Here is a 15,922-nt window from a genome sequence, read left to right as displayed (position 1 = left end):
TTGATATCATGAAAACAACATTTAGTTACGTTATTGGTTTTTTGCTCATTGTTTCGTGTAATAATGCTACAAAGCAAGAAGATACCTGTTATGCCATTGATACAACGTCAAATCTAGTCGACTTTGTAAACCCTTTAATGGGTACAGATTCTTCTTTTGAACTATCTAATGGAAACACCTATCCTGCCATTGCAACCCCTTGGGGCATGAATTTTTGGACACCAATGACCTCCAAAATGGGAGATGGTTGGACCTATAAATACGACGGAAATAAAATTAGAGGTATAAAACAAACCCATCAGCCAAGTCCTTGGATAAATGACTATGCGGCCTTTTCGTTAATGGCCATAACCGGCGATTTAAAGTTTCAAGAGGACGAGCGCCAATCTTGGTTTTCGCATAAAGCCGAAACGGTAAAACCGCATCATTACTCAGTGTATTTAGCTGATTATGATGTTACTGCAGAAGTAACGCCAACAGAGCGGTCAGCTCATTTTAAATTTACTTTTCCAGAGAATCAATCTTATATTTTGTTAGATGGTTTCTTTAAAGGTTCCATGGTAAAAATCATACCTGAAGAACGTAAAATTATTGGCTATTGTCGAAATAATAGCGGAGGCGTACCTGATAATTTTCATAATTACTTCGTAGCCGAATTTGATAAAGATTTTGAACTTACCCATACGTGGGGAGATAACTGGACGCTTTTGGAAAATAGTAAAGAAAATGAAGGCGAACATGTGGGCGCCATAGTAGGTTTTAAAACTAAACGCGGAGAAGCAGTACACGTAAAAGTAGCGTCCTCTTTCATAAGTTTAGAACAAGCAAAACTTAATCTAGATAGAGAAATTGGAGCTGATAGTTTTGAAACTACAAAAGCTAAAGCCAAAAACGCTTGGGAAGAGGAACTAGGTAGAATTAAAATTGAAGATGATAATATTGATAACATCCGTACCTTTTATTCTTGTCTTTACAGAGTGTTATTGTTCCCAAGACAATTACATGAAATAGATGCACAAAATCAAACAGTACATTACAGTCCGTATAATGGCGAAGTGTTGCCTGGTTATATGTTTACTGATAATGGATTTTGGGACACGTTTAGGGCGGTGTTTCCCTTTTTCAATTTGATGTATCCAGAACTCAATGCACAAATCATGGAAGGGTTGGCCAACACTTACAAAGAATCTGGTTGGTTGCCAGAATGGGCAAGTCCAGGACATAGAGATTGTATGGTGGGCTCTAATTCGGCACCTAATATTGCAGATGCATTATTAAAAGGTGTTGATATGACAGATACCGATGTATTACTGGAAGCAATGTTAAAAAACGCCACGACCTCAGAAGGTAGACCTGTTTCATCTGGAGGTAACACCCTAAAATCTGTTGGGCGTGAAGGCATAGAATATTACAACAAATTAGGCTATGTGCCTTATGATGTTGGTATTAAAGAAAATGCAGCCCGAACTTTAGAATATGCCTATGCCGATTTTACCATAGCTCAAATGGCAGAAAAATTAGGAAAAGAAGATATAGCTGAAACGTTTTATAAACGCTCACTGAATTACAAAAATCTATTCGACCCAGAAACCAAATGGATGCGAGGTAAAAATGAAGACGGTACGTTTCAAAGTCCGTTTAATCCTCTAAAATGGGGCGATGCCTTTACCGAGGGGAATAGTTTGCATTACACATGGTCGGTTTTTCATGACATCAACGGACTCATGGAACTTATGGGAGGTAAAAAAGCATTTGAAAATAAATTGGATGAGGTATTTAATATGCCTCCAGATTTTGATAATTCGTATTACGGCTTTACCATTCATGAAATTCGCGAAATGCAAATTATGAATATGGGTAACTATGCCCATGGTAATCAGCCTATTCAGCACATGATTTATTTGTATAATCATGCAAATGCATCCTACAAGGCACAAGAGAAAGTGCGTGAAGTGTTAACCAAACTTTATTCTGCTACACCAGACGGTTATTGTGGAGATGAGGATAACGGACAAACCTCGGCGTGGTATGTGTTTAGTGCCTTAGGGTTCTATCCCGTAACACCAGCAGTAAATGAGTATGTTATCGGTAGTCCACTCTTTAAAAAGGCAACCGTTCATTTTGAAAATGGGGAAACATTACTAATATCTGCACCGTCAAACTCAAAAGATAATGTTTATATCAATGAAGCATCCTTAAACGGAGAGGCATACAACAAAAGTTATTTAAATTTTGAAATGCTAAAAGAAGGAGGCACATTAACCTTTAATATGAGCGCAACCCCAAATAAAGATTGGGCTAGTAATGATAACGCAGTACCTTATTCTTTGAGTTTAGAAAAAAAATAAACCACTATGGGTTTAAAATCTATAGTTTTAAAATGCTTTTTCAACGATACATTGTCATTCCTGCGACATGTGCTGAATTTGTTTCAGTAAGGCAGGAATCCAAGAGAAAAACTGGATTCCGCAACAAGTGCGGAATGACAAATTGATTGAAAAAAATTTATGAGAACTAAGGTATTGTTATTGAATCGCAAGGTTTTAGCCTTCAATATGAAAATAAAGAAGTATTACTCTCTTAAAATTACTTAATATTCTTTTACTAGTACTATTTGTTGTATTAGTAGGTCGTAAAGATCTGCCAAAACAAAAGATGGTTTACCGGGAAACGACGATACAGGTACCATAAGCGCATGGGCAGTATTTTCAACGATGGGTATTTATCCTGTGTCTCCTAATGAACTTAGCTATGTTGTTTTCCGACCAAGTTTGATAAAATAACCATTTATTTAGATGATGAATATTATAACAAATCAGCACTAGTTATTCCAAAGCAACAAAATAATACAGGCAAAACTAAAATAGTTATTAATGGAAAAGAACATGAGGACTATTTTATAACACATGATGCCTTAACGAAAGCTAAATAAAAAACTGTGATAATAGTTTACTTTCGTTTTTTATTAAAATTATTTAGATATAATTAATTTTCAAATTCAGGAATCCATTGTAAATATGCTCATGTAGTTTCTGTTATGTTTTTATCCAAAAGAAATATAACTTATTTTTTTGTATGCTACATATTTTAGTTTATTGCTCGTAATGCTGCCTTCATAAACCCCATAGCATAAGCCATACCCCCATGCCAAGGGCCATCGCAACTCATTTGTGGTGTATGGTCTGGGATTAAAACACCTTCAAAATTATTACGCTTTAAAATCTCTAATATTTTAAACATGTCAATATCCCCCTCATCTACAAATACTTCATGGTAATTGGGAACTTTGCCTACGACATTTCTAAAATGTATATAGGCTATTTTATTTTGCGCACTATATTGATTTGTAGCTTCATATACATCTCCTTCAGTCATTTCAGATATGGTACCCAAACAAAACTCTAGGTTGTTATTATCACTAGGTTTCATATCTATTAAGCGTTGATACATATCAGGCTGATATACCAATCGTGGTGTGTTTCTAACATAAGGCATCGGTGGGTCGTCTGGGTGGGCTGCCATTTTTACGCCTGCCTCCTCAGCTACAGGTATCACATGGTCTAAAAAGTATTGTAAGCGCTCCCAAAGTATATCGTGAGACACTCTTTCTACAGTCCCTGCCGGTGCATTATCATCATAGACCATATTCCAAACCATACCATTTGGTATTGGGGTTTCGTCAACCGAACCTTCCATCCCTACGGAAACCGCACCACCACGGGCAAACGGTTTTTCCACCCTACTGGATACGCCTGCTAAAGAAAAATTATAACCAAATACTGGAATGCCTGCTTTGCCCACAATTCGTATTTGTTCCTTTACCTGTTCTATTTGTGCCTCTTTTTTAGGACCGTCTAGAAGTATATCGTGCCATATTGAAGGGTCAAAATTCTCAATAGCATACCATTCCAAACCATGACTGTTAATGTCTTCTTTAATCTTTAAAAGCTCCTCTAAAGACCATAACTCTCCGTTACCTGCTTTTCCCCAGCCTTTATTTCCACCTATGGGTTGGTTGGCGTTAGATTTACTATTATCTGCATTCCCAAAATAATCTACCATGTGCACCACAACATGGGTAGCTCCACATTGCTTTGCAAACTTATAATGCTGTTCGTTCAGCATGTGACGGTATAATCCGAATCCTAATTTCATTTCAGTAATTGTTTTATGTTTTGTTTAAAAATGATTGGACCTCCATATCAGAATATCCACAGTATTGTTTTAATATTTCTTCGGCATGTTGGTTGAGTAAAGGTGCCGGTTTTTCAATTTTTTGTGGTGTATCACTAAACTTCACAGGAAACCCCGTAGTTTTTATAGTACCCACCTTTGGGTGTTCGTACTCCAAAATCATGTCATTATGCTTTATTTGTGGGTCTTCCACCATCTCTTTAAAACTATTGACTTGCGAACACCAAATGTCTTCTGCCAATAACACTTCTAACCATTCACTAGTGGTTTTGGTTTTAAACACAACATTAAAATCGTTTCGAATACCATCACGATTATCAATGATGTTATTCGATTTGTACTTATCTAAATCATATTTTTGTAAACCAATGACTTGCGCTAGTTTTTGTACAGAATTCATTCCAATGGCAATGTAACCATCAGAAGTGTCGTATAAACCATAGGGCGCACCCAACCATGGATTAGGGATACCGCTTGCACTACGTTCTGGGTTTGTACCTTTTAATAAAAAGGCTGTAATTTCTTGAATATGAAAACCTACTGTTGAATTTAGTAGATTAGCTTCAATTTTTTGCCCCTTACCTGATACACTTCTCGAATAAATAGCCGCCAAAACCGATTGTATAATAAACAAACTAGTTAATAAATCGGCTTGACCTACGGCGGTAACCACGGGCAACCCATCTTTCTGCCCGTTTAAATAGGGAGCCCCACTTATGGACTGTGCCAGTAAATCCTGCCCTGGTCTTTTTAAATAAGGTCCTGAAGCCCCGTATCCTGAGCTTGAGCAATACACTAGCTTAGGGTTTAAGGTTTTCATAGTATCATATCCCAAACCTAAGCGTTCCATCACACCTGGACGAAAATTTTCCAGAAGAATATCCGCCTTGGCAACAATGTCCTTGGCTATTTTTTTGCCTTCGTCAGATTTTAAATCGAGTGCTATACTTTTTTTATTTCTATTGAAACTTATAAATGAGATACTCTCACCTTCTGGATATAAATTCCCGTAGGAATAATGACGCATCCAATCGCCTTTTGGTGGTTCAATCTTAATGATATCTGCTCCCATATCACCCAACATTTGGGTAGCCCATGGCCCCTGTGCCAATTGCGAAAAATCGGCTACTACCAATCCTTTTAAAGGTCCGTGTTGCTCCATGATTACTGTTTAGACTTTTTTATGAATTTTAGAATGGCCATTTGTGCTTCTTCATCAAGGTATAATTGTTTAACTGTTAGGGCCTCTTCATTGATACGTTCTTCAAAAGGTATTGATGTTAAGCTCATATTTGCCAAACTCTTTAATTGTGCTACAGATTTATGAGGCCTTCTTGAAAGTTTCCCTGCAAAATCCATCATTTCGGTTAAAAAATTCTCGCTGGAAACCACCTGGTTAATCAACCCCCAATCTTTTAAAGTATTAGCATCGTATTGTCCTCCTAGAAACAACATTTCCTTAACTCGGTTTATCCCTATTTTTTGGATTAATCGTTGGGTGCCACCACCACCTGGAACTAAACTTAAAAACACTTCTGGCAGTCCCATTTTGGCAGTTTCTGAAGCTACAATCATATCACAGGCTAAGGCTATCTCGCAACCACCACCTAGGGCAAAACCGTTAACACCGGCAATCCAAGGTTTGTCTGCATTTTCAATAGCATTATATAATTCTTTACCCTTTTCTTGAAAGTCATCAAACTCTTCTGGTGTTTGGCTTCCATATTCCTTAATATCTGCTCCTGCCATAAATGCCCTGCCCGCTCCCGTAATTACTGCAACATGATAGTCAGGCTGGGCGTTAATCCAATGGATACCTTCTATTATTTCATCCATCATCTCTCGATTCATGGCATTCAATTGTGCTGGCCTATTAAATTTTAACACAGCAATGGCATCGGTAGTTTCAATGGTTATCGTTTTAAATGCTTTCATAACTAAACGGATTTGTAACAGTCGTTTAACCTTTTTATGATAGCTTCTGAACTTGTATCTTTTAATATACCTTCGTGAATAATATCGGCACCCTGTTCTTGAAATCCGTTCCATCCTGGATGTTGCGGACGTATATAAGCGTTTTCAATAGTCCATTTTGTATCATTAAAAAAGTCGTTACATAACACATTGTTAGTTTTGCTCTCCCAAGCAGTTTTACTTGCGGGTTGCCCATCGTTTTTGGTAAACACACCTTCTTGAACCTCAGCACTAGCTGCATAGTTTACATACTTTGAAGCTATTTCAGGATGTTTGGTTAAGGCAGATACGGCTAGTCCTACACCTCCCATAATCGTTGATATATCTTTTTGTAATCCCCTAGGGCTATTTGTAAAATGTACTAGGTTTTTAGTATACCCTTTCCGGGAATAATTGGTGTACCCAAACAAATAAGGCGAATAAATTACACTTTCTTCATTCCCCATGTTATCCAGTATCTGAATAGGATTCCAGTTTAAGGATTGGGGATGGCTATGTTCTACATGCAATTTTATCTCATCTAAAGTTGAAATACCAACTTTGGAATTAATTTCATTATTATCAATAAATCCAGAACCAAAATTTTGGGCACATAGCGTTAAAAATGTGCACCAAATATCTGTTGGGCATAATGCCCAAGCCACTGAAAACCCAGAAGGTAACTTTTTATAAAATGCTTTTAATTCCTCTTGATTTATAGGTAAGTCCAGTTCCAAGCTATCTATAATATCTTTTCTATAAGACGCCACTAAAGCGGCCGCATCAATTGGAGTGGCGTAAAAATGTTCCTCGTAATTATAGATATCGAAGCATTTTCCTAAAGCCTGTTGTTTCAAAGCATCTAATGCTTCGGGGGTTATATAGTTTTCCAATTGAAGTAGCAAGCCATTTTTGTGGGCTTGCCCCATGTAGGGATGGTCTATGGTTATGATATCAAAATTTTCAATTAAATATTCAATAGGCGTGTCTCCAAATTCCTTTAGGGAACGCACTTTCCAAGTGATATTGATATTTGGATTATTTTCTTGAAATGCCTTTGATGTAGCTATGAGTGGCTCATACCCCCTTGGATGGTCCCATGCTATGCCTTTTAATTCAATCATTATTAACTTAATTAAATTATAACCAGCAAATATTTACTGGTGTATTTACTTTAAATGTTGATTTCTTTTGAAGTGTACCATCATTGGTATTTATTTCAAACACCTCTAAGCTATTGCTATCCTGATTGGCAGCTATAAGCCATTTGCCTTCGGGATGGATATTAAAATCCCTTGGTGTTTTACCATAGGTACTTTGATGCGCTACAAGCGACAACTGTTTGGATTGGTCATCAATTTTAAAAATGGCGATGGTTTCAGAACCGCGATTTGATGCGTACAAAAACTTTCCGTTGGGGTGTAACCTTATGGCCGCACCACCTACAGCCCCATCATGATTTTTAGGAATAAAACTTATATTTTGAACGATGGTACTCTCTCCAACACTTAAATCTGCAACAAAAATCTCCCCTGTTAATTCTCCAAGTATATAGGCAAATTCCTGATTGTAATCCATAACCATGTGGCGCGCACCACTACCAGATGCAATATGTATATCTAAATTTGGTGTGCTTTCCCATTGCTTAGTCTTCACTTTCCATTGATACGCTTTTGCAGCATCTAAAGTTAAATCTACCGCATACATTTGATTATGTGCAAAAGGGTATATCATGTGGGCATGTGCCGCTTCCTGCCGTTCTTTATTAGGGCCAACACCTTCGTGCCGAATGTCTTGTGAATATGAATTAAGACTACCATCTGTGTTTATGGGATAGGATAAAATATTTCCTGACACGTAACTTGCCAGTACCAATTTGTTTTCAATAATAGCTAGATGACATGCGTAATCGCCACTGATAGGTTGGGAATTTATAAGGCGCAAATCTCCATTATTTTTAATCTTATAGGCATGTACCTTTGGTTTGAGATTTTCTTGGGTTTCCTCAACCGCATAAAGGTATTTTTTGTCGTCAGAAATTACCAAGTAACTCGGGTTTCGCTGTTTCGTATAGCTTTTTTCGGTAATTTCTCCTGTTTCTAAATTAAATTCAAAACACCCAATACCTTTTCCTTCTGGATTTTCTGCCGGAGTGCCTTGCCCCGTATAGCTTCCTGTATAAAAAACACCCATACTTTATAATGCAATTGTTATTAAAATTAGTTTCATCTATTTATTCATTTTTCTCAGAGGGCGCGGGTCGTATTGAATCGTGTGGTTCATGTAGGCACCATCGATGTATAAATCTGCCCCGTTGATATAGTCCGCCATATCACTGGCTAAAAATGCTACGGTATTGGCTACTTCGGTAACATTACCTATTCGCCCAGATGGTATCCAATTATGAAACTTCTCCCGTCCAAATTTGTTGATTTCTTCTCGGTTCATATTTGTTTCAATAGCTCCTGGTGCTACAGATAACACTCTAATATTATCTTCTGCCAACTCTAAAGACAGACATTTTGTAAACATCTTTAATCCTGCTTTTGCGGAACAGTAATGGATTAATCCCTTTCTAGGAACCGTATCATGAATTGAGGAAATGTTTATTATTACACCGCCTCCATTGTTTTCCATACGTTTTCCTGCTTCTTTGGCACATAAAAAAGGGCCTTTTAAATTGATGCCCATTACCCTATCCCATTCGTCTTCTTCTAAATCTAAAACATGTTGCACGCTTTCACTACCAGCATTATTTACAAGAATATCAATAGTGCCAATTTCGGCATCCATTTGACTGAACATATCCTTAACTTCGGAAGCTTTTGCCACATTGGCTTTTCCTATGCTTACCGTAACATTATACTTTGATGTTATCTCATCTGCTACCTCCTGTGCTTTATCTTTATTACTGTAATAATTGATAAATACATCAGCACCACACGCCGCCAATGCTTTACAAATTCCTGCGCCGATACCTTGACTTCCTCCTGTTACTAGGGCTTTTTTGCCTTTTAAGTTAATTTGTGTCATTGGCTTTTAATCTTTTTGGTTATTAAAACAAGCTGTTACCTTCTGTTTTAATTCAGCTATTTGCGCATCATTTAATTGAAAAAACTCAAAGTCTGATATATGTGTATCTGATTTTTCTACTATAATAATCTCGCTTCCTTCTTTCATAGCTATATTATGCCACACATTGGCAGGAATATTATATGTGATGTTGGGTTTTAGTAATTCTGCTTCAAAGGTTACACTATCGCCTTCAATTTCAGCCCCAATTAATACGGCTTCTCCTTTCAAGAGAATAAACACTTCATCGGTTAAAAAGTGAACATCCAGCTTTTTTATGTTATCTATATGTTGTTCTGGCATGTAGTTTAATTGCGCCACTTGCCAACCTTCTCGTATTAAAAACGGATGATAACCATTGCCCTCTACTTTGTATTGTTCTATAACGTTTTTACTCATACTGTATCAATCTTTAGTATAACCTTTTTTCCAAGACATTTCTATTTCCTCTAATGTTTTGCCCTTTGTTTCTGGCACAAACTTCCATATGAACCAAGTAGCTGGTAGTGTTAATGCGCCGTAAAGAAAGAAGGTTCCTGAAGGTTTTATATTTTCTATAAAAATTGGATTGGTTAGTGTGATAAAGAAACCTGTTACCATTAAAGAAAGGCTTCCTATACTTACTGCTAAACCTCTAATTTTAGTTGGAAAAATTTCACTAATAATAACCCACACAATTGGGCCATAAGAAAAAGCAAAACACGCCACATAAAGTAACAATGGAATAATAACCAAACTAGAGCCTATGGCGAATAAGGCTGCTACGCCAAACAATGATATGGCGGCACCTATGACGCCAATTAGAAGTAATTTTCTTCGTCCGTAACGCTCAATATTCATAATGGCTACAAACGTGAAAATTGAATTAACTACACCTACAAGTACTGCGCCTAGAAAAGAACTTTCTACACTTTGGATTGACTCATTCAAAATATTGGGAGCAAAATACATAATGGCTGCTATTCCACTTAAATGTGAAAACATGGGTAGCAAAATTCCAATTAAAAACGGACGTCTTAAATAGGGTTTTAATAAGTCTTTAAATCCTTGAGATTCTGATTTCACAACTGATTGTATCTCATCCATTTGAGATTTTGCCATGGTTTCGCCCATAGTTTTGACCATGATATCATAAGCTTTAACAGCTTTTCCATTAATAGCTAGCCATCTTGGACTTTCTGGTACTGTGAATAATAGGAATAAAAATAATAGTGCTATTGGTATTTCTGTACCAAACATGCCTCTCCAGATTTCTTCAACAAATAACCAATTCCAAAACCCTCCATTATCTTGACTTATCATACCGGCTGCATCTCCCGCACTACTTAACACCAACCAATCAACTAAAAAAGCTAATAAAATTCCGAGAGTGATTGACAACTGATATAGAGAAACCATTTTTCCTCGGTTTTGTGGTAGTGTAAGTTCTGAGATGTAAATAGGTGCAACAACGGAGGTTATACCAACGCCGATGCCTCCAATAACCCGAACAATTACCAAAAATAAAAATGAAGTATCTGATGTAGAAGTTATCCAATATGATGCTTCTAAATCCCCTAAAAATTGAGGTGGAAGCATGGAACCAAAAGCAGATAATGTTAAACACAATGCTGCTACTATTAATGCTTTTTTTCTTCCCAATTTATCAGTAATGCTTCCAGAAATGATACATCCCAGAATTGTACCTAATAAGGCCGATGACACAATCCAACCTAGCATACTTGCAGAAAGATTGTATTGAGATTCTAAAAACGTATTGCATCCAGAAATTATAGCTGTATCGTAGCCAAAAAGAAAGCCCCCAATGGTTGATACAAAGCTAATACCTAGTAAATAGTTTGATGTTTTACTCATTATATTTTGGTTTAGTTGGTTGTTTTATTAATGGTTTACATAATTCCAAATTTGTTGTAGGCATCTACAGTGCTCATACCTTCTTCTAATGCCTTTTTTACCAATTGTTCTCCTCTGGCTTTACCTATAGCTCCAGCAAAAGCTTTTTCTTCAACTTCTTTTGGTACAACTACAACGCCATCTCTATCTCCATAAATAATATCTCCTGGATTAATTCGTGTGCCTTCTATTTCTATAGGAACTCTATAGTCTATTACTTTACCCCTTGGACCTTGGTCTTGGGCGTAACCTCCGTAAGAAAACGTTGGAAAATTAAGGTTTAAAACTTCGTTGGTATCTCGTGAATAGCCATGAAGTACAGCACCAGCTGCCTTTAATTTCATAGCCCTTGTACTCATTAAACCTCCCCACAATGCGTATCTTGGAGAAGAACCTGAGCAGATATAAACCTCGTCTTCTTTTAAGTCATCTAAGGCTTCAAACATGATTCCAAAAGGCTTTTTCATCATGGGGTTTTTAGTGTCTTTTACAGACTCTTCAAAAACATCGGCCTCTAAAACTGGCATTGCTCTACCTATAACCACAAAATCTGTGTTCAATGGTTTTATATTAGGTGGTAAAAATTGATGTTGGTATCCCAACGTATCTAAAATATCGCCTACTAAGGCTACAAATAATTCTGACTTGGCTATAGCGAATAGCTCTTTATCATCATTCCAAATTTTATTAGTACTGCTCATATCGTTTGATTACAAAATGTTAATTCTTGTTACTTTAAAATTATTTTATAGGTTTCAATAGCATTATGCCCTATGTCTATTTTTATATCTTTTCCACTTAAATTCAATGTTTCTACATCTTCTTCAATTAAATTGGTTTTTATAACTTTTGAAGCTGATTTGGGTAGTAATATTGTGGGTTGACTGTCTTTACCATCTAGCTCTACAAGCCTTAGAATAAAGGCATCTTCATCTTCTGCTTTCTTGATGGTAGTAACGCGTACCATGGGGTTGGAAATATCGAAAAAACTTTTACTTTCAGGTAAACTACCCTCTTTATTCTTTGTTTTTTGAGAGCTTACCTGAAGCGGATGGTGTGCACCATTACTAAACTGATACGCCGTGGCATCACTTGCTTGATGAGATGTTATTGAAAATTCAAAATGATGGTCTCCTGTTTGGTGGTACCAATTGCCTTCGCCGTGGCAACTTTTATGCGATGCCATTAAAATACCTTGAAGCACTGTATATTCAACAGATTCTCTGGTTGGGTCTATCCAATCTGCCACAGCTACTCCTGAAGCTAGTGTTACTTGGAAACCGTCCTTTTCTGAAGAGATAAAATTCATAACCTCTCTTGGATGAATTTCCACAGGCTTTTGGTCGTAAGTACCAACCCAAGACCAGCCTCTTGGTGCTTGTTTCATTTCAGACTTTCCAACTTCGGCTATAGCGAGAGGTACTTCGTATTTAATGGTTGTGTCTTCCATATCTAAAGGCAAAGCAAATCTAAACTCCCTGTTATGGGTGCCATCCCAATCCAAAATATCTATTGAAAAATCTATTTTCTTAATGTGATGATGTACTTTTATATGTTGAACTATGTTGGCATGCTTAAACTTAACTCGATTTTCATAAAGCGTATATACAGCTCCGTCATTAACAATTTTCCAGTTACCAGTGTGTAAACTTGTTTTATCAAACCCATCCATTTTAGGTACTGTCATTTGGGTAAACTCTCCTGCCCCATTCCCATCATATTTCATAGAAAGTATATCGCCTCCAGCAAATCTAGTAGTCTTTACAACTTCTTTATTTAACTCACTGTCAAACAAATACGTAATACCACCTTTCCCCAACCTCATTTCATAAAATTGATTCCATAGGGCATTAGGTTTTACAGTCTTGTTGACTTTAAATGTTTTTCTACCTTTCTTTAAGTAAAAGGTAGCATAGCCCAAAGAGGGTAATTTAGATGCTACAAACTCCAAAGTTCTTATACCCTTTTGCGTACTGATTTGAGACGGTACCACATTACCATTTTGGTCTATAACATAATAGTTGGAATTATCACTTAAAGCCACTTTAGCAGTTGCCGTTCTTTCCCAAGACAAGTCATTGTAAACCACCATGGCGTTGTTGCGCTTGGTTTTTACATTACTTGAAATGGAGTTAATAGATGTAGCTATTAATCGGTCTGCTTCAGAGGCTGAAAATTCTAGTTTAGCTCTAAAAATACTATCTGTGATATGTCCGTTTTTACCACCCCAACCATGGTCTGGGTATATGGATGCTTCAAAGGCTTCCGAAAGTGCTTCTGATGGATAGTCTTTAAACGACCCTTTTAGAGTAGCATCAATAGAGGCAAAAATTTCTGCTGATGGTAATAAACGTCCTGCTTTTCGTGATGCTGTGATGGCCTTTGCGTGTCCCGGACCATGGATGTATGACCAAATGTTAGGTCTTTCGCCGTCAACAATTTCAAAATTAGCTTCAGGTGTTTTTATTTCATTCATCAGTGCTGTTACTGTGGAATGTCTAAGATTGGGCATTTTAACCCCAGTTTTCTTTAGAATTTCATTCCATTCTGAAACAATGTTTCCATAGTTGTTAGGTCCTGAAGCATCATTACTTATCACTATAGCAAAATGTGGTGGTAGGTTGTGTTCTTTATAATAATCGCTCCACATTTTTACTCTAGATTGTAATTTATGCATAGCCTCTATAGCGTCTTGTTCAAAGAGTTTATAGAACATTACTGCCCAACCATAATTTCCTGGACTGTATGTTGGAATTTTCGAACCATCTGGAGAATACCAGTTATAAAAACCTTCTTTCATTCTAGACACAAATAAGTTCTCTATACCAGATTTAGCCAGTACTTGTGCTGATTGCAATGTTCTTCCTGGCACATCTGTATTGTATACTGTTACGGCATCTGCGCCTTCAAGGTTCTTTATAATCCAACGTCTTCCAAAATAGAGCTCACGAATTAACTGCTCGTCGGTTTGCATGCCTTCGTAAGGCTGATTATAGGTTCCTCCCCATTTAAATCTTCCTTCCTGTGAACGCAATATAATTTCCTCTTTGCGCTCTGGAAATTCTTCTAAAAACTCCATTAAATCGAGCGTCTGCTCCATTCCAAAGTGGAAATTTTTATCGGTTTTCATAATATCTAAAGCAGGTGCTACGATATGATGAATACGCTCCTCCCTACACTTATCAGGAGTATCTACCCAGGCAATATCTTGATGTGATGATGAAATAACATGCAACGTGCCCTCACTAAAATAGCCCCAATCTGATGTTACTAATGGTGTAAATAATTGTTTAGAAGTATTTTTTCTTGATTTCCCCACAAAGGTTACGCTTTCGGAGGTGCCAAAAACGGGCAACCATACCCATGCTTTACCATCTTTTTGCGTAACTTCAGTAGTTCTTCCACTAGCAAAATCTAATCTTTTGTAAAGATTGACATCATCAATATCTAAACTAGCTTTAGCTAATAAATTACCTGATATTTCTTTATACTCATAAGGCTCTACATAAGTCATATTGATAGTGCGTTGCCCATAAGCAAACCCCACCATCAACATCAGCATTAAAAATGTGTACTTTTTCATTTAATTCTTAGCTATTTAAACTTATTAATTGTTTTACTAAATCGGTTTAGTTTATTTCTAAAAAAACTCGTTAAAGCTATTTTTTTGTTCCGCAAGACCCTCTTACTTCTAGTTTTGTTTTTAAAACTTTTACTTGTGTTTTGGTCTTAACCGTACCCTCTATTTTACTTAAAAGTATATCTGTTACTGCACTTCCAATGGCTTCAACAGGTTGTACTACTGCTGTGATTGGAGGTTCTACTATATCAAAAGCACTTAGTTCATCAAAGCTTACTATAGCAACGTCATCTGGTACATTCACGTCTAATTTTTTAAGTACCCGCAACCCTTGAGAGGCCAAATAATGTGTTGAAAACACAATGGCATCAACGGGTTCTGCTCTCTGGAGTAAGTCTTTAATGGCACTTTCTATTTCATTAAAATATTCTTCTCTACTTATCTCTTGTATATGGTCTTTATTCTGAACTAAATTATGACTTTTAAGCGCGTCGCAATAACCTTTTAAACGTTGTGCTATCGGTTCTAAGCCTGGTTTTAATGTTACAAAACCTATACGTTTTCTTCCTAAGTTAAGCAGATGCTCTGTTACTTTTCTTGAACCATAGTAATTATCTACAATAACATGGTCCGTATCCATATCTGGATAATGTCTATCAAACAGTACAAAGGGAAACTTTTCTTTCTTTAAAAAGTCTATTTCCTTTTGATTTTTTTGAGTAGACGCAATCACTAATCCATCTACTTGCCTATTAAGCATAGACCTTATAAGCTCTCCTTCGGTTTCAGGGTTTTCGTAAGAACTACTAAACAATACCGTATAGCCTTTTTCCTTTGCCTTTATCTCAATAAAACCAGCTACTTTAGAGTAAAAGGTATCTGAAATATTCGGTATAATTAATCCAATCGTTTCGCTCTTACCTCTACTTAATCCTCTTGCTAATTGATTTGGTACATAATCATTTTTCTTGGCATATTCTTTTATTCTTTTTTGGGTATCGGCACTAATTTTATTTTCATCCCCTTTATTATTAAGCACAAGGGAAACCGTTGTCTTAGAAATATTTAAATCATTAGCAATATCCTTTAAAGAATATTTTTTGCCACTCTTCATAACTAAACCGATTTAGTTAGCTAAAGTATTAAAAATAATACTTCTAAAAAACTTTTTCTTAAATTTTATTCATTATAACGGGTTATTCTGGTTTATGATGCATTTTTATTTTTCAA

12 protein-coding genes and 1 pseudogene are annotated in these 15,922 nt (G+C 36.5%); 2 read left to right on the top strand and 11 right to left on the bottom strand.

Going from position 1 to position 15,922, the window contains the following annotated elements; translation table 11 throughout:
• The first annotated feature begins 8 nt into the window (after nucleotides 1-8).
• Entirely contained in the window at nucleotides 9-2,348 is a 2,340-nt protein-coding gene (locus EYD46_RS02440; protein ID WP_130935459.1) for a GH92 family glycosyl hydrolase, read from the top strand.
• A gap of 309 nt (nucleotides 2,349-2,657) precedes the next feature.
• A pseudogene (locus EYD46_RS02435) lies at nucleotides 2,658-2,783 on the top strand (glycoside hydrolase domain-containing protein); the annotation flags it as partial.
• Between the two features lie 304 nt (nucleotides 2,784-3,087).
• Here EYD46_RS02435 and EYD46_RS02430 read toward each other — a convergent pair.
• From EYD46_RS02430 to EYD46_RS02380, 11 genes are all read right to left on the bottom strand, one after another.
• Nucleotides 3,088-4,155 (bottom strand): mannonate dehydratase, encoded by a 1,068-nt coding sequence (locus tag EYD46_RS02430; RefSeq protein WP_130935458.1) that lies wholly within the window; start codon nucleotides 4,153-4,155, stop codon nucleotides 3,088-3,090.
• A gap of 13 nt (nucleotides 4,156-4,168) precedes the next feature.
• Nucleotides 4,169-5,356, bottom strand: coding sequence for a CaiB/BaiF CoA transferase family protein (locus EYD46_RS02425; protein WP_130935457.1), 1,188 nt, complete (start codon nucleotides 5,354-5,356; stop codon nucleotides 4,169-4,171).
• A gap of 2 nt (nucleotides 5,357-5,358) precedes the next feature.
• Nucleotides 5,359-6,129 (bottom strand): enoyl-CoA hydratase/isomerase family protein, encoded by a 771-nt coding sequence (locus tag EYD46_RS02420; RefSeq protein ID WP_165454321.1) that lies wholly within the window; start codon nucleotides 6,127-6,129, stop codon nucleotides 5,359-5,361.
• Between the two features lie 2 nt (nucleotides 6,130-6,131).
• Nucleotides 6,132-7,271: an extracellular solute-binding protein gene (locus EYD46_RS02415; RefSeq protein ID WP_130935455.1), complete on the bottom strand. Its 1,140-nt coding sequence runs from the start codon at nucleotides 7,269-7,271 to the stop codon at nucleotides 6,132-6,134.
• A 16-nt stretch (nucleotides 7,272-7,287) separates the two neighbouring features.
• Nucleotides 7,288-8,340 (bottom strand): lactonase family protein, encoded by a 1,053-nt coding sequence (locus tag EYD46_RS02410; RefSeq protein ID WP_130935454.1) that lies wholly within the window; start codon nucleotides 8,338-8,340, stop codon nucleotides 7,288-7,290.
• A 36-nt stretch (nucleotides 8,341-8,376) separates the two neighbouring features.
• Complete coding sequence (locus EYD46_RS02405; protein WP_130935453.1) at nucleotides 8,377-9,180, bottom strand: SDR family NAD(P)-dependent oxidoreductase; 804 nt, start codon at nucleotides 9,178-9,180, stop codon at nucleotides 8,377-8,379.
• Nucleotides 9,181-9,186: 6 nt separating this feature from the next.
• Nucleotides 9,187-9,618 carry a cupin domain-containing protein gene (locus EYD46_RS02400; RefSeq protein ID WP_130935452.1) on the bottom strand — a complete coding sequence of 144 codons (432 nt, stop codon included), beginning with the start codon at nucleotides 9,616-9,618 and terminating at the stop codon, nucleotides 9,187-9,189.
• A 6-nt stretch (nucleotides 9,619-9,624) separates the two neighbouring features.
• Entirely contained in the window at nucleotides 9,625-11,073 is a 1,449-nt protein-coding gene (locus EYD46_RS02395) for a sugar porter family MFS transporter (protein WP_130935451.1), read from the bottom strand.
• Between the two features lie 35 nt (nucleotides 11,074-11,108).
• Nucleotides 11,109-11,813: an RraA family protein gene (locus EYD46_RS02390; protein ID WP_130935450.1), complete on the bottom strand. Its 705-nt coding sequence runs from the start codon at nucleotides 11,811-11,813 to the stop codon at nucleotides 11,109-11,111.
• 29 nt (nucleotides 11,814-11,842) lie between these two features.
• On the bottom strand, nucleotides 11,843-14,695 hold the full coding sequence (locus EYD46_RS02385; protein WP_130935449.1) for a glycoside hydrolase family 38 N-terminal domain-containing protein: 2,853 nt from the start codon (nucleotides 14,693-14,695) through the stop codon (nucleotides 11,843-11,845).
• 76 nt (nucleotides 14,696-14,771) lie between these two features.
• Nucleotides 14,772-15,806 (bottom strand): LacI family DNA-binding transcriptional regulator, encoded by a 1,035-nt coding sequence (locus tag EYD46_RS02380; RefSeq protein ID WP_130935448.1) that lies wholly within the window; start codon nucleotides 15,804-15,806, stop codon nucleotides 14,772-14,774.
• Nucleotides 15,807-15,922: the final 116 nt, after the last annotated feature.

Source organism: Hyunsoonleella pacifica, assembly GCF_004310335.1.
GTDB lineage: Bacteria > Bacteroidota > Bacteroidia > Flavobacteriales > Flavobacteriaceae > Jejuia > Jejuia pacifica.
The sequence above is the reverse complement of the archived record's forward strand: the minus strand, read 5'-3'. Positions and strand labels throughout refer to the sequence as shown.

What these genes read in the sequence shown, in the direction of transcription:
- EYD46_RS02440 (WP_130935459.1), top strand. Translation starts at nt 9, where the DNA reads ATGAAAACAACATTTAGTTACGTTATTGGTTTTTTGCTCATTGTTTCG.
- EYD46_RS02430 (WP_130935458.1), bottom strand. Translation starts at nt 4,155, where the DNA reads ATGAAATTAGGATTCGGATTATACCGTCACATGCTGAACGAACAGCAT.
- EYD46_RS02425 (WP_130935457.1), bottom strand. Translation starts at nt 5,356, where the DNA reads ATGGAGCAACACGGACCTTTAAAAGGATTGGTAGTAGCCGATTTTTCG.
- EYD46_RS02420 (WP_165454321.1), bottom strand. Translation starts at nt 6,129, where the DNA reads ATGAAAGCATTTAAAACGATAACCATTGAAACTACCGATGCCATTGCT.
- EYD46_RS02415 (WP_130935455.1), bottom strand. Translation starts at nt 7,271, where the DNA reads ATGATTGAATTAAAAGGCATAGCATGGGACCATCCAAGGGGGTATGAG.
- EYD46_RS02410 (WP_130935454.1), bottom strand. Translation starts at nt 8,340, where the DNA reads ATGGGTGTTTTTTATACAGGAAGCTATACGGGGCAAGGCACTCCGGCA.
- EYD46_RS02405 (WP_130935453.1), bottom strand. Translation starts at nt 9,180, where the DNA reads ATGACACAAATTAACTTAAAAGGCAAAAAAGCCCTAGTAACAGGAGGA.
- EYD46_RS02400 (WP_130935452.1), bottom strand. Translation starts at nt 9,618, where the DNA reads ATGAGTAAAAACGTTATAGAACAATACAAAGTAGAGGGCAATGGTTAT.
- EYD46_RS02395 (WP_130935451.1), bottom strand. Translation starts at nt 11,073, where the DNA reads ATGAGTAAAACATCAAACTATTTACTAGGTATTAGCTTTGTATCAACC.
- EYD46_RS02390 (WP_130935450.1), bottom strand. Translation starts at nt 11,813, where the DNA reads ATGAGCAGTACTAATAAAATTTGGAATGATGATAAAGAGCTATTCGCT.
- EYD46_RS02385 (WP_130935449.1), bottom strand. Translation starts at nt 14,695, where the DNA reads ATGAAAAAGTACACATTTTTAATGCTGATGTTGATGGTGGGGTTTGCT.
- EYD46_RS02380 (WP_130935448.1), bottom strand. Translation starts at nt 15,806, where the DNA reads ATGAAGAGTGGCAAAAAATATTCTTTAAAGGATATTGCTAATGATTTA.